The sequence below is a fragment of the Vibrio sp. PID17_43 genome, from assembly GCF_002608565.1.
Classification (GTDB): Bacteria; Pseudomonadota; Gammaproteobacteria; order Enterobacterales; family Vibrionaceae; genus Vibrio.
This window is the reverse complement of sequence record NZ_LIXM01000002.1, coordinates 18311-40216: the sequence shown is the minus strand read 5'-3', so window position 1 is coordinate 40216 and position 21906 is coordinate 18311. Positions and strand designations below refer to the sequence as shown.

General features: G+C 43.5%; 13 protein-coding genes. 4 read left to right on the top strand and 9 right to left on the bottom strand.

Features of this window, described 5'->3' with window-relative positions; all coding sequences use genetic code 11:
- Positions 1–60 precede the first annotated feature (60 nt).
- The 9 genes from AK965_RS01560 to AK965_RS01520 all read right to left on the bottom strand — a co-directional run bounded on the left by AK965_RS01560 (position 61) and on the right by AK965_RS01520 (position 14331).
- Complete coding sequence (locus AK965_RS01560) at positions 61–603, bottom strand: cell division protein ZapC (protein ID WP_099077957.1); 543 nt, start codon at positions 601–603, stop codon at positions 61–63.
- 164 nt (positions 604–767) lie between these two features.
- Positions 768–1778 (bottom strand): quinone-dependent dihydroorotate dehydrogenase, encoded by a 1011-nt coding sequence (pyrD, locus tag AK965_RS01555; RefSeq protein ID WP_099077956.1) that lies wholly within the window; start codon positions 1776–1778, stop codon positions 768–770.
- A 297-nt stretch (positions 1779–2075) separates the two neighbouring features.
- Positions 2076–6917, bottom strand: a complete 4842-nt coding sequence (locus tag AK965_RS01550) for an NAD-glutamate dehydrogenase (protein WP_099077955.1) — start codon at positions 6915–6917, stop codon at positions 2076–2078.
- 198 nt (positions 6918–7115) lie between these two features.
- Positions 7116–7334, bottom strand: a complete 219-nt coding sequence (locus AK965_RS01545; protein WP_099077954.1) for a DUF2835 domain-containing protein — start codon at positions 7332–7334, stop codon at positions 7116–7118.
- 74 nt (positions 7335–7408) lie between these two features.
- On the bottom strand, positions 7409–10015 hold the full coding sequence (pepN, locus tag AK965_RS01540; protein ID WP_099077953.1) for an aminopeptidase N: 2607 nt from the start codon (positions 10013–10015) through the stop codon (positions 7409–7411).
- Between the two features lie 232 nt (positions 10016–10247).
- Positions 10248–10913: a hypothetical protein gene (locus tag AK965_RS01535; RefSeq protein ID WP_099077952.1), complete on the bottom strand. Its 666-nt coding sequence runs from the start codon at positions 10911–10913 to the stop codon at positions 10248–10250.
- Positions 10914–11121: 208 nt separating this feature from the next.
- Complete coding sequence (gene prc, locus AK965_RS01530; protein ID WP_099077951.1) at positions 11122–13116, bottom strand: carboxy terminal-processing peptidase; 1995 nt, start codon at positions 13114–13116, stop codon at positions 11122–11124.
- A 17-nt stretch (positions 13117–13133) separates the two neighbouring features.
- Complete coding sequence (gene proQ, locus AK965_RS01525) at positions 13134–13760, bottom strand: RNA chaperone ProQ (RefSeq protein ID WP_099077950.1); 627 nt, start codon at positions 13758–13760, stop codon at positions 13134–13136.
- Between the two features lie 97 nt (positions 13761–13857).
- Positions 13858–14331, bottom strand: coding sequence for a GAF domain-containing protein (locus AK965_RS01520; RefSeq protein ID WP_099077949.1), 474 nt, complete (start codon positions 14329–14331; stop codon positions 13858–13860).
- 90 nt (positions 14332–14421) lie between these two features.
- Here AK965_RS01520 and AK965_RS01515 point away from each other — a divergent pair, with 90 nt between their 5' ends.
- From AK965_RS01515 to rsmF, 4 genes are all read left to right on the top strand, one after another.
- Positions 14422–16218, top strand: a complete 1797-nt coding sequence (locus AK965_RS01515; RefSeq protein ID WP_099077948.1) for an ABC transporter ATP-binding protein — start codon at positions 14422–14424, stop codon at positions 16216–16218.
- Between the two features lie 24 nt (positions 16219–16242).
- Positions 16243–17490, top strand: a complete 1248-nt coding sequence (locus tag AK965_RS01510) for a paraquat-inducible protein A (RefSeq protein WP_099077947.1) — start codon at positions 16243–16245, stop codon at positions 17488–17490.
- Positions 17483–20137: an MlaD family protein gene (locus tag AK965_RS01505; protein WP_099077946.1), complete on the top strand. Its 2655-nt coding sequence runs from the start codon at positions 17483–17485 to the stop codon at positions 20135–20137. Before AK965_RS01510 ends, AK965_RS01505 begins: the two co-directional genes overlap by 8 nt.
- Positions 20138–20276: 139 nt before the next feature.
- Positions 20277–21713 (top strand): 16S rRNA (cytosine(1407)-C(5))-methyltransferase RsmF, encoded by a 1437-nt coding sequence (gene rsmF / locus AK965_RS01500; RefSeq protein ID WP_099077945.1) that lies wholly within the window; start codon positions 20277–20279, stop codon positions 21711–21713.
- Positions 21714–21906 lie beyond the last annotated feature (193 nt).

Genomic DNA, 21906 nt, shown 5'->3' with positions numbered 1-21906 from the left:
CGACCGGACTGGTCGATTAATGCAAACAAAGGAACGAAATGAAGTAAATCAAAAGGGAAATTATCCCACCATCGCCATAGGGGCTAATACAAACAGGTGGTTGGCACTGGCCATTCGATCATGCATCACTTTGATTGGTTGTCCAAAGTGTAGTGTCTTATTGTTGCTAAGAAGGAAATCTTCTTGCCCAACATAAATGCAAAGACTGGATGTCTCGCCGGGATCAAGAACGATGAACACACCTTCAGAATATTGATTAGTAAGGAAGACCATATCCCCTTCTTCCGGCTCATGACCACAGGATTGCGCATCAAAAAACCAGCTCTTAGGTTGGACAGGCTTATGAAAACGGTTTGCTGCAACGCAGTAGAGAGTGAGCTCAGCTTGACGGTATTCACTGATGTCGAGACAACGAATCTTTTCGCTGTAGGTTTGAAACGCGCTTGCGTCATCGACAGTAAACTCATTGTTTGAGAAGGCGCAGTTGACCAGCAGTTTACGGCACAGATTGGTTTGGAAAATCATCTCCTCCCCTAAGTCCAGCATTAGACACGCTTTTTGCTCGTCAAAATACCAATTCCATTTGTCGCTAGGTTTAAGCATTATTCCGTTCTCTCGTGACTCGTTAATCAGTGGTAAGAGGTAAGACGCTTAATTACCTACTCATGATTTCAAATTTTACAAATGAACGGATAAAAAAAAAGAGGAAACGCATTCCCCTTTTTTATGTTATAACTATCTACTTCTCAACAAGTTAACTGCGAGTTTTATAGATTCTTAACGATATCACGTACCAGACCAGGGCCATGATATATAAAGCCGGTGTAAACTTGAACTAGTTGAGCACCTGCCATCATTTTTTCTTTCGCTGCGACATATGAGTCAATGCCACCCACGCCGATGATCGGAAGTTTATCACCTAACTCTTCATGAAGTTTGCGAACCACTTCGGTAGAACGTGATTGTACTGGACGGCCACTTAAGCCACCCGCTTCATTCGCATGCTTCATACCTTCAACGATCGTACGATCCAACGTGGTGTTCGTCGCGATGACACCATCAATCTCATTCTTCAACAAAGATTCACAAATCTGACTAATTTCGTCATCAGTCAGATCTGGCGCAATTTTCAGTGCTAGCGGTACATACTTACCATATTTTTCTGCAAGTTCAGATTGTTTTGCTTTTAATTCTGATAGCAATTCGTCTAACGCTTCACCATATTGAAGAGAGCGTAATCCTGGCGTATTTGGTGATGAGATATTCACTGCAATGTAGCCAGCATACTCATACACTTTCTCCATACAAATCAGGTAGTCCTCTGCTCCTTTCTCAATCGGTGTATCTTTATTCTTGCCGATATTGATACCAAGTACACAGTTGAACTTTGCCTTCTTTACATTCTCAACAAGATGATCTACACCCATATTGTTGAAACCCATTCGGTTGATGATACCTTCCGCTTCAACTAGACGGAACAAGCGAGGCTTATCATTACCTGGCTGTGGGCGAGGCGTTACGGTGCCCACTTCGACAAAGCCAAAGCCCATCGCATCAAATGCCTCGATGCATTCGCCATTTTTGTCTAAACCAGCAGCTAGACCGACTGGGTTACGAAATGTCAGTCCCATACATTCTACTGGACGGTTTGGTAACTGTTGTCGATAGAAAAGATCGAGAGGTGTTCCGTTAAAACGCTGGAAATTTTGAATTGCAAGATCATGTGCCTTTTCGGCATCAAGTTGGAAAAAGCCAGTTCTGGCTAGACGGTAAAGCATTGTGCCTCCGAAAGAAAAAAGCCCCGTGTAAACGGGACAATATTATTTACTCTTTTTGCAAGTAATTCAATGAAAATGAATGAATTAAGAAAAATAGTATCTTTACTTTAACGATTTTACATAAAATCAATAGATTAACTATCAAACTCCCCATCAAAATTGGCAACTTATATTCAAAAAGCAAACGGTTTCATCCAATTTTAAACACAACAAACGTGACACTGTCGCTTATTTTGTTTATTTGGAAAACAAAAAAGCCTCGTGTTGACGAGGCTCTTGTAATTTTAATTTACTCTCCTACTCGCTTGCTGAGCAATTTAAGTTAAGGAGAACAAGCTCACGTAGCGCAACAGAGAATTTGGCAAACTCGTGTACGGAACCCACCTTAAATTCATTAAGAATACTCTCCCAGCGATGTAATGAGGATTCATTACTCATGATCCAATCATCGAGAGCTTGCATCACATCAAGATCTGGCGTCGAACATCCACAATTTAACACTTGCGCAGTTAACTGGCGTTGCTGCCAATCGAGATCTTCTCTAAATGCGGCTCTTGCTAATGCTTGCCAGTTGTTATCCACCGCTTGGCTATTGATTTGTTTCAAGAACCAGTGGAGTGACAAACGATCACCTAAGTTAAAGTAAAGTTTCGACGCCTGCTCAACCGTTTTGCCAGTCTCGTTAGCGACAGCTGATATATCAAGTGCAGACTGAAGGCTAGATAGACGAGCAACATGATTTGCAAGCTTCTCTTCTACTCCACACGCCATCCATTTCTGTGCAAGTTCGTTATGCTCCTCAACTTCTGATGCGACCAGCATATCGTCTAATGTTTTAGTGATGGCATGTACATCACCTTTGTACATGGCAACCAACTCCGTCACTGTACTCTTCGCACTACGATTGCGTAATAGCCAACGGGAGATCCGACGCAATGCACGACGAACATAAAACATGATTTCATACTGCGCCGCAGCCGTCGCAATATTATCTAATGCGCGTGTCTGCTGGAGTACATCCGCCAATTCGAAGATTTCACGGCTTGCACTGTATGCGTTTGCAATGTCGACAACACTTGCCCCCGTTTCTTCTTGCAAACGAGTGACGAAGTTACAGCCCATCTCATTGACCATTTGGTTCGCAAGTGCGGTAGCTATGATTTCAGCACGTAGTGGATGGTTAGTCATTTGCTGTTTATAGTTACGGTGTAACTCGCTTGGGAAGTATTCGACAAGCTGTTTAGCATGGAATTCATCGTCAGCAATTTCAGCTACCGCAAGTTGCTCTTTAAGAACCATCTTACCGTACGCAACCAAGACGGATAGCTCAGGCCTGGTCAAACCAAGTCCTTGCTTTTCACGCTCAAGCAAAGTTTCATCGTCTGGAATGTACTCTAATCCTCGATCCAAGTAGCCTGCTTTTTCCATGGTATGAATGAAACGTATTTGCTCTTTTACGATACTCACGCCTTGCTGTTCAGTTACAGAGATTGACTCCGCTTGGCGATAGGCATCATCCAATACGATGACACCAACTTCGTCTTCCATCGATTCTAAGATCTGGTTTCGCTGCTTGATAGTCAGGTCACCATTAGAAACGAGGCTGTTCAAGAAGATCTTGATGTTTACTTCGTTATCTGAGCAGTCAACCCCACCAACATTATCAACAAAGTCGGTATTTACACGGCCGCCTTTAGTCGCATATTCGATACGACCAAGTTGTGTCATACCTAAGTTTCCGCCTTCGCCCACGACTTTGGCTTTTAGGTCACGGCCGTCAATTCGTAACACATCGTTCGCACGGTCACCAACTTCCGTATGGCTTTCTGTGGATGCTTTCACATAGGTTCCGATCCCGCCATTCCAAAGCAGATCCACTTCCATTTGCAGAATCATCTTAATCAGATCGTTTGGTGCCAAAGACGCTTTCTTTGTACCTAACATCTTCTGAACTTCCGGTGTCAATGAGATCGACTTAGCGCGACGAGAAAAAATACCACCACCTTGCGAGATCAACGCGGAGTTGTAATCTTCCCAACTTGATCGAGGCAGATTAAACAAGCGATTACGCTCTTCCCAGCTGGTGGCTGAATCAGGATTAGGATCAAGGAAGATGTGCATGTGGTTGAAGGCCGCTTGTAGCCGGATATGCTTAGATAACAGCATACCGTTACCAAATACGTCACCAGCCATATCACCAACACCAATCGCAGTGAAGTCAGTCGTCTGACAGTTGATGCCCATTTCGCGGAAGTGGCGTTTCACCGACTCCCAACCACCTTTAGCAGTGATCCCCATTGCTTTGTGGTCGTAACCATTAGAGCCGCCTGATGCAAACGCATCACCTAACCAGAAGTTGTACTCGTCAGAAACCGAGTTTGCTAAATCTGAGAACGTTGCTGTACCTTTGTCTGCTGCGACAACTAAGTATGGATCGTCTTCGTCATGACGCACAACGCTCTTAGGGGGAACCACTTTACCTTCGATGATATTGTCCGATACATCCAGTAGTGCACGAATGAAGCGTTTGTAACAACGTTGGCCTTCAGCAAAGATCTCATCACGGTTGCTTAACGTGTGTTGACGTTTGCAAACGAAGCCACCTTTCGCACCCACAGGAACAATAACGGTGTTCTTAACTTGTTGCGCTTTTACTAGCCCAAGAATCTCGGTACGGAAATCTTCTTGGCGGTCTGACCAACGTAAACCACCACGTGCTACTTTACCACCACGTAGGTGAACACCTTCAATATCCGGTGCATAAACGAAAATCTCAAATGCAGGAACTGGCTGAGGAATCTCTGGAATCTCACTCGGCTTCATCTTCAATGATAGCCAAGGTTTAGGCTGTTTAGTTTCGTCTAACTGATAGTAGTTGGTACGAAGTGTTGCCGTGATCATTTCCATGTAGCGACGAATAATACGATCATCATCCAAGCTTTCTACACGATCTAACTGTTCCGTAATTTTCTTAATCAGATCATTTTGACCTTTTTCACTTCCCTTGTGCTTCGGGTCAAATCGTTTAGTAAATAGATTTACAAGGCCAGTTGCCAAATCTGGATAATGACTTAATGTGTCTTCAATGTATTGTTGACTGAATGGGAAGCCGACTTGGCGCATGTAGCGAGCGTAAGCACGAAGAATGGATATTTCACGGCCAGATAGAGAGGCACCTAGCACCAAACGGTTGAAGCCATCACTTTCTAGGCTACCATTCCAAATTGCGGCAAAAGCTTGCTGGAAACGGTCACGTGCTTCGCGAAGATCCACGGTTTTTTCACTCTTATGAAGCATCGAAAAATCAAGAATCCAGCACGTTTGTCCATTCGTTTTTTCAATTTCGTACGGTGACTCACCGATCACGCGTAGGCCAAGATTTTCCAACATCGGCATGACATCAGAAAGGTGAATTGGTTCATCGCGATGATAAAGTTTCAAGCGAACCGCTTTGGAATCGACGGACTCTTCTTGGGGGCGATAGAATAACATGCCAAGTTTGTTATCGTCGCTAAGCGCTTCTAGACGTTCAATATCGGCAACCGCTGAACCTGGCATCATATCTTCTTTGTAAGAACGTGGGAATGCGCTCATGTATTCTTTAGAAAGAGGTAGGCCTTTACTTTCACCGAAGTTAGCGATGATGGATTCTTTTAGGCGATCATCCCAAGAAGTGGAAACTTCCATTAAGTTCTGTTCAATCTTTTTCACGTCTACATCAATATTATTATTGTCTACACGAACAATGTAATGGGTTCTTGCTAACGGACTTTCCGAGAAAAATGTTGTAAATTCAACCTCTTGCTCGCAGGTAAAGTATTGTTTAAGAATGCGTTGAGTCTGGCGACGAAGTTCTGTGTTGTAACGATCTTTAGTGACATAAACCATACAGCTGAAGAAACGACCAAATGGGTCTTTGCGCACAAAAAGACGTAACAAGTCACGATCTTGCATTTGAACGACGCCCATTCCCACTTCTAATAGCTCTTCTTCACGAGCTTGAAGCAATTCATCCCGTGGGTAGTTTTCGAGGATATTGTGAAGCGCTTTATAAGAATACGAACCATGGCGGTAGCCACTTGCTTCAAGGATCCGCCCCACTTTCTCTCGGATCAATGGAATACTGTGTACTGCTTGGTTGTACACGGCTGACGTATAGAGCCCAGTGAAGCGATGTTCACCGATGACTTTTCCATTTTCATCAAATTTCTTAACGCCAATGTAGTCCGTATATGCTGGACGGTGGATACGGGACGCTTGATTACCCTTAGTAATAATGAGTGCGTAAGGTTTTTTTGCTTCTAGACGAGCAGAATCAGAGAGCTCCGACAATTTTATACTGCGGACGCGTTTTTCATCGGCGAAGAGACCTAAACCGCTTTCGTGTGTTGGCTTAAGTTCACTATCCCCGTTAACACTAACAAGATCATATTCTTTGTAAGCCATGAAGGTGAAGTTATGATCGCCTAACCAGCGTAGATACTCGATCGTTTCATCTAAACGATCCGTATTCATTGACACTCGATCTTTATTTTGATCCAGTTCGTTAGTGACGATCTTGAGTTTTTCAACCATCTGTTTCCAGTCATCGACGACAAGACGAGTATCAGACAAGATTGCAAGCAGCTCTGCTTTCAATGCTTGCATCTTGTCTTTACTGGTCAAACGGTCCACTTCGATATGGAATAGTGATTGAAGAACACCATCCTCGCCGTTTACTTCAATTACTTGGCCTTTCTTATCACGCTCTAACTGAGTTGGGTTATTCAGCATCAAGTGACAAGCAAGATCAAGTCTCGTCAACGCCATCTTAATCGAGTCAACAAGAAATGGACTATCTGGTACAACAATTTCAACGATAGTGTGAGTCGATTGCCAACCTTGACGGCTGACCATTGGATTGAATACTCTGACAGAAATCTCTTCAGGTTTCTTTTCATTAATATGGTGCCAGAGGCTAACAACAGCACCATAAAGGTCGGATTCATTTCGCTGAATCAAATCATCATCAGCAATGTTACTAAATAAGTGTTGAGCAAGTTTAGTTACAAGCGGTTGGTGAGAAAGCTCGAGTTTGTCTTGAATCAGTTGGTATACCTTTTCAAGCAGAACCGGCACTACATTTTCACGCGCGGTCATATTCACACTCCACATTAGAATTGTTGTTTTGTAGGGGGAATCAGTAACTGGCATCTGCCCAGAAACCAATCATAGGTAATGCATGCAGTTATTGTAAAAGCATAATTACAAATGGTTAACAAAAAACACAGTGGTAAGAGGTGAAATGTCCGATTATGTGACTAAGATTCCTATTTAACTCTCTAGTAATATCAGCCATCACAGAGTTTCTAACTTTAGAAACTTATTATTTTGGTCAGTTGTTAGTCTAAAACGACCTTTAATGCCTAATTGACTAAGAAATGGTCGGAATTTTGATGTGGCGAGTTGCAGCCTTAAGCCATTATCGGTAATGACTTGTACCGAACTGGCAGCACCAGAATAGTGTGACAGAAATGTTTGATAAGAGATGTTGAGAGAGAAGTAATACTGGTTCATGGACGCGGATTTTGATCGAAACAAATAGTTAGGGAATGCGGGTGATCATAACGACCACCCTATTCTTTTGTCGATTATTCGTCTAGTGCTTTAGTCACTTTCTCGAATAGATCGTTGGCTAGATTGTCCATCGCTTTCAGTTTCTCTAGCTCGGCACGAATCAGCGCTTGGCGACCTTCATCGTATTTGCGGAACTTAAGCAGTGGATCAATCAAACGAGAAGCCACTTGTGGGTTAGTGTCGTTCAGTTGACGAAGGATCTCACCTGCAAACTGATAGCCAGAACCTGATTTGTCATGGAATCGAACTGGGTTTGCATTTAGGAACGAACCAATCAAACTACGTGTACGGTTCGGGTTCTTTAAGCTAAACGCTTCGTGGTTCATGGTCTCTTTCACTTTCTCAAGTGCATTTTCTACCGGGTTGCTACCCTGAAGAGCAAACCATTTGTCCATCACCAAGCCATCATGTTTCCACTTGTCACTGTAGTCCGCCATTAACGCTTCACGACATTCCAGTTGAGCATTGTTTGCTGCGTTCATTGCTGCAATTGTGTCAGTCATATTATTTGCTGACACGTATTGCGCTTTTGCTAGCTCGTTACCTTTTTCAGTATGAGCCAAGAATTGTAGACATTGGTTACGCAGTGCGCGTTTGCCGATTGCTGCATGCTCGATACTGTAATCAGCTTGGTTCAATGCGTGATATGTCGCACTAAATTCATCTTCTAGCGCGTTAGAAAGTGACACTGTAATTCTATTCAGTACGGTATCTACTGCATCAATATCAATCTGCTTGTACCAGCCAGTGATTTCGTTGATCGAAGGCAGAGACAGAACTTGTGCGATAAACGCAGGTTCTAGCTTCTCATCCAGAAGCACACCACGAAACGCGTCGATTAGCTCTTCAGAAAGTTGCACCTCACCACCCGTTTGAACGTTGGTTACGTTTTGACGAATGTACTTAGCGAGTAGCATTTGGCTTGCATCCCAACGAGCAAAATCGTTCGTTGCATGCTTCATCAAGAAGAACAGCTCTTCATCGCTGTAGTCATACTCCAGTTTCACTGGTGCAGAGAACTCACGAAGTAACGATGGTACTGGTTGTTCAGCTACATTTTCGAATACGAAGGTTTGTTTATCTTGCTTCACATCCAACACATTATGAACCGAGTCACCATTGATCACCAATGGGATCACGTTGCCGTTTTGTGCGTAGAGTTCGATATCAAACGGAATGTGTAACGCTTGTTTTTCTGATTGGTCGTGAGTCGCTTCAGTAAACTGCTCAACCGTTAACGTGTAAGTTTTTGCGTCGGCGTTGTATTCACTATTTACACGGAGTGTTGGCGTACCAGATTGGCTGTACCACAAACGGAACTGCTTAAGGTCAACGCCCGTAGCATCTTCCATTGCTGAAACGAAGTCTTCACACGTTGCGGCTGTACCATCATGACGTTCGAAGTATAGCTTCATGCCTTTTTGGAAACCTTCTTCACCAAGAAGTGTGTGGTACATGCGGATCACTTCGCTGCCCTTTTCGTACACAGTTAGCGTGTAGAAGTTATTCATTTCAATAACTTTATCTGGACGAATTGGGTGTGACATTGGGCTTGAATCTTCCGCAAATTGTGGGCCACGGATAATACGAACGTTGTCTATACGATTGACTGCACGTGAACCAAGATCCGATGAGAACTCTTGATCACGAAATACCGTTAGACCTTCTTTCAAGCTCAATTGGAACCAATCGCGACAAGTCACGCGGTTGCCAGTCCAGTTATGGAAATATTCATGACCGATCACCGCTTCAATACCCAGGTACTCACGGTCTGTTGCTGTTTTTTCATTAGCAAGAACGAATTTCGAGTTGAAGATGTTTAGTCCTTTGTTTTCCATCGCGCCCATGTTGAAGAAATCAACCGCCACGATCATGTAGATATCAAGATCGTACTCTAAACCAAATCTGTCTTCGTCCCACTTCATTGAGTTGATAAGCGAGGTCATTGCGTGACCTGCACGGTCAAGGTTGCCCTTGTCGACAAAGATTTCTAAATCAACTTTACGACCTGAGGTTGTAGTGTATTTATCACGCAGAACGTCAAAGTCACCGGCAACTAGAGCAAATAGGTACGCTGGTTTTGGATGTGGGTCTTGCCACTGCACCCAATGACGACCGTTTTCTGCGTCACCTTCTGCAATACGGTTACCATTACTTAATAAGTATGGGTAAACGCCTTTGTCTGCAATCACTTTTGTTGTGTATTTCGCGAGAACGTCTGGACGATCTAGGGAATATGTAATGCGACGGAAACCTTCCGCTTCACATTGCGTGCAGAATGCACCACCAGATTTGTACAAACCTTCAAGTGCTGTATTAGCTTCTGGGTCAATCTTAGTGATGATCGCTAACTCAAACTCTGCAGGCAGATCGGTAAGAACTAATGACGTTTCTTTTACTTCATGGTGTGACCAGTCTTCACCATTCACTTGGACAGAGCGTAACTCTAACCCTTCGCCGTCTAGCACTAACGTGGTTGACTCACCTTTTTGTACTACTTTGGATACTGCGGATACGATGGTGTCGTTGTCATGGAGATCAAACGTCAAATCGATATCAGTAATCGTATAAGTTGGCGCGGTATAATCTTTGCGATATTTCGCTTGAGGGGCTTGAGACATGTCCATAAATCCTTGTATATAGAATCACAAAAATACCAAGACCAGAGGATCAAACACCTCTTACTGGTATCACGATATAAGCTATTTGTAGAGTTTGTGGTATCAGAATACAAGTCTTTCTATAAAAAAACGGAGCTTTTAGTAGCTTAGCTCCGCTTTCTGTTTAACATTTAAGCAACAATAGAATATTTCACTATTAATTAACTACCGTGAAATAGTGACGTTAGATCATTTAGGGGCTTACTCGGTTAAGCACCGCGTACATCTCACCGCTAGAATCTTCTATCGTCAGCTCATTTTTCTTGAGTTTATAGGTTGTGCCTTGCTCACCATTTTCATACAAGAGAACCAAATGGTCACCTTCAGTGTAATAGACCCCCTGCTTCACTGACTCTTCACCCGCTTCGTTGGAGACACGAAACATGAAGACAAAATCTGGTTGCAGTATCAGATCCATTTGGTTGATGTTATTTGCTAACATCACATCTCCAGCCAAATGCGAACTCGACCAAATACCAGCAAGCGCGTTGGGCAAACCTTTGGTAAAGGTCACACCATTTAGATCGAGCGTGTTGTGATTGTTTCGGTAAGCATAGATTTGAGGTGCGTCTGTATTTAAGCCAAGTATTATGGTGTCTTCATTGGCATTATAAAGCCCTTCCCAGTGATCGATGGAGTAATCCGTTTTTTGAATATCGATAGTGAAGGTATAGTCCGACCCCAAAGTCAGCTTGATCGCACGAAAATTCTCTTCGGAATCCTTTGGATTGGGATTCATTAAATACCAATCTCCAATGAGAAAAGGTGTATCAAATTGGCTCAATTTGTCTTCTTTCGTGTCTTGGGCTCCAAAGGCAGCGAAGCAACAAAAGCTAAGTAAAATAGTGGTCCATTTCATATCGGCCCCCTTATGCTTTTCTTTCAGCTTAGGCTTTAGAACTCAATTATGCGATAAATTTGATCTATATCACGTAATTTATTGGGGCAAATTAAGCGTATGAAGCACTCTTTTACACACGATACTTATCGAGAAAAAAGCATAAAAAAAGAGTGAGTCACGATAACTCACTCTTCTATCTCACTAATATTAGCCGTTATGACTGTTTTTAGCTTTTGATCATGTCAACTGTAATAGCGATGGATTCATCTAAATAAACGTCCGGTGCTTCATAGTCTTTGGGTACATCATCCAATGACTTGAACGTTTCTTTCCCAAGAGCCGTCTGACGTTTGTTGATACGATTCAAACGAAGCGTGTCTGCTTTATCTGATTCTTCTTCACGAACTTTTTCATTGAGCGACAGATAATTATCGTCTTTTTCTTTACGATACTTTTCAATGTCTTCATTGATGAAGCGAAATTCCATCTCATCAGCCACACGCTTAGCGTGACGTTCAGTTAAAGAAGTAATCAATGTGTCATTGCTAGGGAACATTTGATATTGAGCTTTATCAATGCTATCCCAAGGGAGTGCGTTGTCTTCAACACTTTCTCCGGTTTCGCTCGCTTCAATCGCCGTTGGATAGGCGATATCTGGCGCGACACCACGGTTCTGAGTACTGCCACCATCAATACGGTAGAACTTTTGAATCGTGTATTGAACATAACCCAGTTCTTTATCAAACAAATCATAGATATGATTCAATGAACGGTGCTGCTGTACGGTACCCTTACCGAAAGAATTTTCGCCAAGAATGACTGCGCGGTTGTAATCCTGCATTGCTGCGGCAAAGATTTCAGAAGCCGAAGCACTGTAACGATTAATCAATACCGTTAGAGGGCCATCGTAACTGACTTTACCATCAGTATCAGCATTCACTTTGATACGACCGTAACTATCACGAACTTGCACTACTGGACCTTCTTTGATGAAAAGTCCCGTCAATGCGGTCGCTTCTGTTAACGCACCACCACCGTTGTTACGTAAATCAACAATGATACCGTCCACATTTTTCGTTTTGAGCTCTGATATCAGCTTATCAGTATCTTTCGACAATCCAACATAGAAACTTGGTACTTCTAGAACACCAATTTTTTTCCCATCTTTCTCGATGATTTCAGATTTAACTGCGCGATCTTCCAAACGCACTTTGTCACGCATAATGGTGACAACGTAACTCTTCGCTTCTTTGCCCTCAGGTAGAATCTGTAAGTTCACTTTCGTTCCTTTCGGACCTTTTATAAGTTGAACTACATCATCTAAACGCCAGCCAATGACATCGACGACGTCTTCACCATCTTGGCCAACACCGATAATTCGGTCACCTTCTCCAAGCTGCTTACTCTTAGACGCAGGTCCACCAGCAACCAAAGAGCGAATGACAGTATAATCATCCGTCATTTGTAAAACTGCACCAATACCTTCAAGGGACAAGTTCATCTCTGACTGGAATTGCTCAGCATTACGCGGAGAAAGATAACTCGTATGCGGATCCACCTCACGCGCAAACGCATTCATGTATAGTTGGAACGCATCTTCGTTTCGGGTTTGAGTAATACGTTTCATCGCATTGTTATAACGCTTCTCTAAAACCTCTTTAATTTCTGGCCACTCTTTGCCAGTCAGTTTAAGGTTGAGTGCATCGTATTTAACACGCTGGCGCCATAACTCATTTAACTCTGCTTCATCCTTCGGCCATGCGGCTTCAGAACGATCCAATTCGATAAAGTCTTCGGTATTAAACTTAATCTCGTTATCTAATAGAGTCAGAGCGTAGGCGAAACGATCAAAACGCTTCTGCATCGAAAGGTTATACACATCAAACGCAATCTTGTTGTTGCCCGCTTTTAGCTGGTCATCAAGGCTGATTGACCAATCGTTAAAAGCGTTGATGTCATCTTGAGTGAAGATATTCTTGTTATAATCAAGCATTTCCACATAGCGTTCGAAAATCGCTTTGGAGAAATCATCATTAAGATTGAAATGCTTATAATGAGAGCGAGTAAAGCGAGATGTCACACGTTTGCTGGCAGTTTCATGTTGAACTTCAGGAGAAAGAACTGGCAGATCATCTCTGTTTAATTTGGCCTCGAGAGCCTGAGCTGAAGCTGCTAGCAAAAAGCTAGCAGCAATCAGTGTCATTTTTGAACGGCAATTCATGCGTAGGAGTATCTCCTTTATGCGCGCAAGTGCTCCGCTTTTACAACCATTTGTAGGCCGTTAGCAAGTTGAACACGTACATCATCCTTATTGATCTCAACAATGGTCGCAGCCATGTTTCCTTTGCCCATGTTCACGTTAACTTCATTGCCAACGGTAACTTCATCAGCGTTTAGTGCACGTGTTTCTACAGGCTTTTCTTGTTTCTGTGTCTTTGGCTTGCTTGGACGACGAGGCTGTTGTGGCTTTTTAGCCGCAGGTTTTGCTTTTGCCTTGCCTTCTTCGCGAGCTTTCTGTGCTTGGTCTTTACGACGAGCTTGAACCTTCGCTTTGCTCTCTGCAAGCGTTGCTTTCGCGTGTTCTACGTGTTCTTCTTCTAGCTCACCACATGGGTTGCCATCTAAATCAACACGTACCGCACCTGGTTTTACACCGTGCAGGTAACGCCATGATGAAGTGTACTGTCTTAACGCTGCACGAAGTTGAGTTTTGCTAACTTTTTCGTCGTCATTTAGACGTTCCGCTAGATCTTGAAAAATACCAATTTTCAAAGGCTTTGCTTCACCTTCTAAAGTAAAGCACTTAGGGAAACATTCAGCAATATATGCGATAACTTCTTTGCTGTTTTTTAACTTTTCAGTCATGAGGGTTCCTGGTTTGAGCGGATTTCCGCGAAGCATTAAGAAAAATATTCTCGTATTATAGTGAGATGCCAAGGAAAAACCACACTCGCGGACGAATTTATGCGTTGTTCGCGTGTGAATTAAGCAGCTTTTCTACTTCAACCATGAAATATGTGAGACCTTCTTCGTCTATTTCATTGAATCGACCAACGCTTGGACTGTCAATATCTAGCACTCCGGCGACTTCACCATTAATCGAAAACGGAATCACAATTTCTGAGTTACTCGCCGCATCACAAGCAATATGCCCCTCAAACGCATGAACATCGTACACTCTTTGTACACTATTTGCTTGTGCAGCAGTACCACAGACACCTCGTCCCATTGCGATGCGTACGCAAGCTGGCTTACCTTGGAAGGGGCCAAGAACTAACTCATCTCCTTTCAAGAGGTAAAATCCAGCCCAATTGAGGTCTTCTAACTCCATAAAAAGCAGAGCACTTAAGTTTGCGAGATTCGCAATGTAGTCTGTTTCTGACTCGATCAGTGCAACTGCCTGCTTGGTAAGTCTTTGGTATTGTTCTATATTCATATTAACTTCCTACTTTTTATTTAAGCTTCCATTCTCTTAGTATGGCGCTAAAATGCAGCCCATCTTTAATAGGACTTATTCTCAATTATAATGAATTCTCGAAACGACACTATTAGCCGTTCTTGGTTGATAACACAAGTGAAAAAGCACAAGTCCAAGCTGATTGTTGCGAACTTGATAGCCGTTCTTGCGACCTTGGTTAGTGTTCCAATCCCGCTTCTTATGCCTTTGATGGTCGATGAAGTCTTATTGGAAACACCCGCATCTGGTGTTGCTGCGATGAACGCCATATTACCCGATACGTGGCACACGCCTACGGGCTATATCTTTTTTACACTCTTTTTAGTTGTCCTTATGCGAGCTAGCGGGCAAGCGCTTAACATCCTTCAGAGCCGTCAATTTACTCTCGTTTCCAAAACGATCACTTACGAAATGCGCAGCAAAATGATCGATAAACTCGGTCGCATCAGCATTCGCCAGTATGAAACGAAAGGTAGCGGAGGTATTAACGCTCATCTCATTACGGATATTGAAACGATTGATCAGTTTATCGGTTCGACGCTCGCAAAATTCGTTATTGGTTTGCTTACTGTGCTTGGGACTGCGATTGTCTTGCTTTGGCTTGATTGGCGCCTAGGTCTGTTCATTTTGTTGGTTAACCCTATCGTTATCTATTTTTCTCGAAAATTAGGTAGCATGGTCAAACATCTCAAGCGTAAAGAAAACCACTCGTTCGAATTATTTCAAAACCGATTGGTCGAGACTCTCGATGGGATTTACCAATTACGTGCGGCCAATAAAGAGCGTGAGTTTCTCCAACAGTTAAAAACCAGTGCAGACCAAGTACGAGTTGATGCGGATAAATATGCCTGGCAATCCGAAGCAGCTGGTCGCGTTTCATTCCTGCTGTTTCTAATTGGCTTTGAATTATTCCGCGCCGTCGCCATGTTAATGGTTGTATTTAGCGATCTCACCATTGGGCAAATTTTTGCTGTATTTGGCTATTTGTGGTTCATGCTCTCTCCTGTTCAAGAGTTACTTGGTATTCAATTTTCCTGGTACAGCGCTAAGGCAGCTTTAACACGCATTAATGACTTATTACAACTGGAGGAAGAAGATAGACCCGTTTCAAAGGTAAATCCTTTCAGTGATCATCGAGAAGTTGATGTGAAAATTGAAAACGTCAGCTTTTCTTACAACAATGAGAATAAGGTATTAAACCTTCTTTCAATGCACATCCCCGCGGGAAATAAAGTGGCGCTGGTCGGCGCAAGTGGTGGGGGTAAATCAACGCTAATCCAATTGCTGATTGGCGTTTATCGACAGAATACGGGAACGATTCGTTATAATGATGAGCTAACCGAAGACATTAGTTTCGAAGTAATTCGAGATAAAATTGCTGTGGTATTACAACAACCTATACTATTTAATGACACCTTAAGGCATAATCTGACTCTAGGTGGTCATTTTGATGAACTGTCGTTGTGGCACGCACTTGAAGTTGCTCAGTTACAAGATGTGATCGCTCAGTTAAACCACGGCTTAGATACACAAATTGGACGTAACGGTATTCGCTTGTCAGGCGGACAGCGTCAACGACTCGCGATTGCTCGTATGATATTGAGTAATCCACAGTTTGTTATCTTAGATGAAGCAACATCAGCGCTGGACACCGCTACTGAAGCGGCACTCCATAAAGCATTAACCGAATTCTTACACGGTAGAACGACTCTGATTGTCGCGCACCGTTTATCCGCCGTTAAGCAAGCAGATTTGATTTATGTGCTTGAAGATGGAAGAGTGACACAAACAGGTACTCATGGTGAGCTCGTCGAGCAAGAAGGCTTATATCAAACCTTATATGGGGGCATTCAGTCCCACGCATAAAGCGCTATTTGTTGAGAGGTCGGCATGACCTCTCTGCATAAGCATGCGATGCAACCAAAAAAAATCCGTCTCTGCCAAGGTTGCGAGCTGCCTGTCGATATAATTCCATTACCCGATGGTAAGCTTGCACACTGCCCTCGCTGTGGGCACGAGTTATATCGTGGCGGCAATCCAAGTTTATCTGGTAACCTCGCAATCGCGATTACTTGCCTTCTTCTTTTCGTACCCTCTCACTTTTTCGATTTCATCAGCATCCGACTATTTGGTGTCATGATCCCTGCAACATTACCGTCCGGTATTATTGCGCTAATGCAAGAGGGCTTTGTTCTTCTCTCCTTACTGATTTTATTTTGTAGTTCTTTAGCCCCTTTGATCGTCTGCACTTCCGTTGTTGTCGCACATTTATCTCTATACCAGCGTTGGTTCAGAGGACTACAGGTTTCACTTTGGCTCACTCAGCACTTCAAACACTGGGCGATGATTGACGTGTTTCTTGTCAGCATCGCTATCTCATGCTTTAAATTACAAGACTACTCGGATATTTATGTAGGCCCAGGCCTTATCGGGTTGGTTTTACTCCAAATATCAACAGTATTACTCATCTCTCGATTCAGTGCTCGGCGCTACTGGGAAGCATGGAAAGCGGAAACCTCTTATGTTTTTAAACATAAAGATGTCCACTGTCATGAATGTCATTTGTCTCAACCCGAAGGTGATCAGTGCCAACGTTGCCATCATACGCTGCACCATCGTAAACCACATTCTATTCAAAAAACATGGGCGTATTTGATTACGGCAGGCATCGCTATTTTCCCTGCCAACTTGATACCCATTTCCATTTTAATTACCAATGGTCAGCGCTTAGAAGACACGATTTTCTCCGGAGTTGCAGCACTCATAAAAAATGGGATGTACGGTATCGCGTTTATCATCTTTGTTGCCAGTATTGTCGTACCAGTCGTGAAGATACTCGGACTTGCTTACATATTGTTATGCATCAAGTTCAAACGTTCCGTGTTCAAAAGACAACGAATGATGGTCTACTTTGCTATCAAGTGGATTGGCAAATGGTCGGTCATGGATTTGTTTGTTATCTCCATCATGATGACCTTAGTCGATCGTGGTCAAATTCTCGATTTTACACCTGGATATGGCGCCGTCGCTTTTGGTTTAGTTGTCGTATTCACAATGCTTGCCGCTGATAGCATTGACCCTAGGCTTATCTGGGACCAAGTCCCAAAACAATCACAAAAAGAGTCAATTAATGAGTGATCAGAATAATTCTCAAACGTCCTACGTACCCGATGTAAGGAGGAGCAAAGGCATCTCTCCCCTTTGGCTTTTACCAATTCTAACCATAGTGCTCGCCGGATGGTTAGTCGTCAAATCACTTCATGATGCCGGTCAACGTGTACAAATATACTTTTCAGATGCCGCGGGCTTAGTCGCGGGGCGTACGACTATCCGTTATCAAGGTTTAGAAGTCGGCATGGTAAGAGACATCAATTTGTCGAAAGATCTAGGCAGCATTTATGTGGATGCCGATATCTACCCAGAGGCGACAAAACTGCTTAACGAAAAAACACGATTTTGGTTAGTGAAACCAACGGCGAGCTTGACCGGTGTAACTGGGTTAGATGCGCTAGTTTCTGGTAACTATATTTCGATTCAACCTGGCGACAGTAAAGAATTTGAAACTAAGTTCCACGCCCTTGAATCCGCACCAACCGATCTGCATGTTACTCAAGGTTTAAATATTAAACTGAAAAGTCTTGACCTAGGCGGAATCTCAATCGGTTCACAGATTGTGTATAAAAAAATCCCAATTGGTGAGGTGTACAGTTATCAACTCAATGATGATGCAAAGTCGATCACCATTCAGGCAAATATCCAAGACCAATACAGCCACCTTATAAACAGCCGTAGCCGTTTCTGGAATGTGAGCGGTGTGGGCGCAAGCATTGGTTTTGAAGGCGTTGATGTTCGACTAGAGAGTATAAGTGCGCTGCTCAGTGGCGCTATTGCGGTGGACTCCCCGGATGATGGCGAACCCGTTAATGAAAATACTCAATTCCGACTGTACAAAGATCTAAAAACCGCTGGTCGTGGTATTCCTATCAAAATCACCTTACCTGATGACAACAAAATCAGTGCTGAAGGAGCCCCGATCATGTATCGCGGCATTGAAGTTGGTCAAATCACGGATTTAGGCTTGTCTGAGGGACGTGAAGTCATTTTAGCCTCTGCAGCGATTCAACCAGCGTTTAGCGACATGCTCACTTCAGGCACACGTTTCATTTTGGAAGAAGCAAAAGTTTCTCTATACGGTGTGGAAAACATTAGCAATTTAGTTCGCGGTAACTTCTTAACTATCGTGCCTGGTGAGGGAGACCGTTCTCGTCGTTTCACCGCCATTCGTAAAAACGTTTATAACCAGCAGCAAGAAAGAACCGTCGCGATTCGCTTGGTTTCTGATAACTCTTTCGGCCTAAGCAGTGGTGCGAATGTACTTTACAAAGGCATTGTTGTTGGCTCTATCATCAAGGTTGGCCTGCTTGATAAAGTCCAAGCTAAAAAAGCGCAGCATGAGGTCTTTATGGATGTACTTATCGACCACGAATACAAGCATCTCATCAAGTCAGACAACCGTTTCTATGTCACTGGTAGTGCGTCTGCTGAGCTAACCGAATCCGGCTTGAGTGTTACCGTTCCACCAGCAAAACAGCTTTTAAGCGGTTCGATCAGTTTTGTTAGCCAAGGCGACAAAGGTATTCAAAAAGAGTATCAGCTCTTCCAGAGCGCATCACTGGCAGAGTTAGCCCAATACAACCAAAGTGGCTCGAAAACCTTAACCTTGTTCGCCACTGAACTGCCGCCAATTTCAAAAGGCAGCCCTCTACTCTATCGTAACCTGCCTGTTGGTAGCATTTCTAATTTTAACTTGGTGGATGGTGGCGTCATGGTGAAAGCCACCATTGAAAATCGTTACGCTCACCTTTTGACGACACAAACCGTATTTTGGAATCGTTCAGGCGTAGAGATTGATGCCTCACTTGCTGGCGTAAGTGTCAAGGCGCACCCGTTAAAGTCTTTAATTAAAGGAGGCATTGCTTTTGACTCTATACCAGGGATCGAGAATAAAATCGGGTCACGTTGGAAGCTCTATCAAGATCAAAGCCATGCGAGAAAATTTGGCCGCGAGATCGCATTAGAAACGGACGGCACCCAAGAAGTCACTAAAGGTACACCTATTAAATATCAAGGTGTGAAGGTAGGCGAAGTGACGCTTGTTGTACCCAATTTCCGTCGAAAAATCGTAGAGGTCACTGCTCGAATATTACCTGAATATGTAGAAAACATTGCCGTATCAGGGACGCATTTTTGGCTTACAGAGCCCAAGATTGGTCTAGACGGCGTGAAGAATCTTGATGCGATAATCTCTAAATCCATCAGTGTCGAGCCTGGTCAAGGTACTGCGAAATTTAAATTCAAACTTGAACCGATGCGCCATCACGAGCAAGGCACCTCGTTTACCTTACAGAGTGAACAAAGAGGTTCAATTCAAGTCGGCACTCCTGTTCTTTACCGTCAAATGGAAGTCGGTCAAGTAACGAGTGTACGCTTGGGTGACTTCGCAGACCGGATTATTACACAGATTGAAATTCAACCTAAGTATGCTTATCTCGTTCGTCAAAACAGTGTGTTCTGGAATGTTTCCGGTGTCGACGTTTCTATCGGTATTACAGGCGCAAATATTAAAGCAGGCACGATTGATAGCTTAATGAGAGGCGGGATTGCCTTCTCTACACCAGAGCAATCCCAAATTTTACCTGCAGCTAAACCAGATCACTCTTTCTATCTCTACCCTAAGGCTGAAGACGATTGGGCCCACTGGCGGACTGCCATTCCAAAACCATAATGGGTTTACCATCACGTGATTGAGTAAAGAGCAGCAAACAAACGTTGCTCTTTTTTTATTTCCCACACCATGCGAACTATTCGTTTCTGTGTCGCTTTCGTATATCATTTGCGGCAAATTCTGCAATCGAGATTTTACTTTGCATTCTAACGTTTACATCCCAGACGCGTTTCTGGAAAAAATCCAAACTATCCTTCCAGCCCACCTCAATATGGAAGACTTTGTCGCTGCATGCCAAAAACCTCTACGTAAGAGCATTCGTGTTAATACACTGAAAATTGAGGTTGAAGCATTCCTGCAACGTGCAGAAGCAAAAGGTTGGAAACTATCACCCGTACCTTGGTGTGAGACAGGTTTCTGGATTGAAGCGGATGAGTCTGTTGTACCGTTAGGCAATACCGCAGAACACATGTCTGGTTTGTTTTACATTCAAGAAGCAAGCTCAATGATGCCCGTATCGGCTCTATTCATGAACGATGAATCTTATGATGCAGTGCTAGATACAGCGGCAGCACCAGGCTCAAAAACCACTCAAATTGCCGCTTTAATGAACAATCAGGGTATCTTAGTTGCTAATGAATATGCTGCGAGCCGCGTTAAAGTGCTGCACGCCAATATTGAACGTTGTGGCATCCGCAATGCCGCTCTAAGTAACTTTGATGGACGCGTATTTGGTGGTTGGTTACCTGAAAGGTTTGACGCGGTATTGTTAGACGCGCCATGCTCAGGTGAAGGCACCGTTCGCAAAGACGAAGATGCCATGAAAAACTGGACACAAGAGTCAGTGCTTGACATTGCAGGCACCCAGAAAGATTTGATTGAAAGTGCATTTCACGCCCTAAAACCTGGCGGCGTGATGGTTTATTCAACTTGTACATTAAGTACCGAAGAAAACCAACAAGTCTGTTATCACCTCAAAGAGACGTTCGGGGACGCCGTCGAATTCGAAAGCCTTGAAGGTTTGTTTGAAAACGCTAGCGCATCCCTGACCGAAGAAGGCTTTTTACACATTTTTCCTCAGGTTTATGACTGTGAAGGTTTCTTTGTCGCTCGTATTCGCAAACTTGCTAGCGCTGAAGCTCCTAAGGTGAAAAAGCGTATGGGTAAATTCCCATTCACAAAAGCTTCCAACAAAGAATTTGCAGAGATTTCAAAACAGCTTCTCACTGCGCTAGATATCACACTACCTAAAGACAGCGCCGTTTGGCTTCGTGACAACGATGTGTGGCTATTCCCAGATGCTCTAGAGCCAATGATCGGGGAACTGCGCTTCTCTCGTATGGGCATTAAAATCGCAGAAGCTCACAAAAATGGTTACCGTTGGCAGCATCAGGTAGCCACTGCTTTAACGACGGGGTCAGAATCCAACGCGATTGAGCTGACCATCGAAGAAGCGCGTGAATGGTATATGGGCCGTGATGTTCGTCCACAGAATATGTCTGTTGATACAAAAACAAGCAAAGGCGAAGTGTTTGTAAAATACGAAGGTGCAATCATTGGCCTTGGGAAATGGGTCAGCAATCGCATTAAAAATGGTTTACCAAGAGAATTGGTTAGAGATAAAAATCTATTTTGATTGTGCTTAAGACTTTATAAGCAAATGAAAAGCCATCGTATTTACGGTGGCTTTTGGGCTCTATAGCATGATTAGGAATGGGCTCACTAGCGATCCGAGTGCCCTGTACTAAACTGAATGTATCAAAGGTAAGCTTTGATAGGCATTTCTCTCTATGTTCACCAACTTACCACGTTGGTCAACGAGTTTAGCG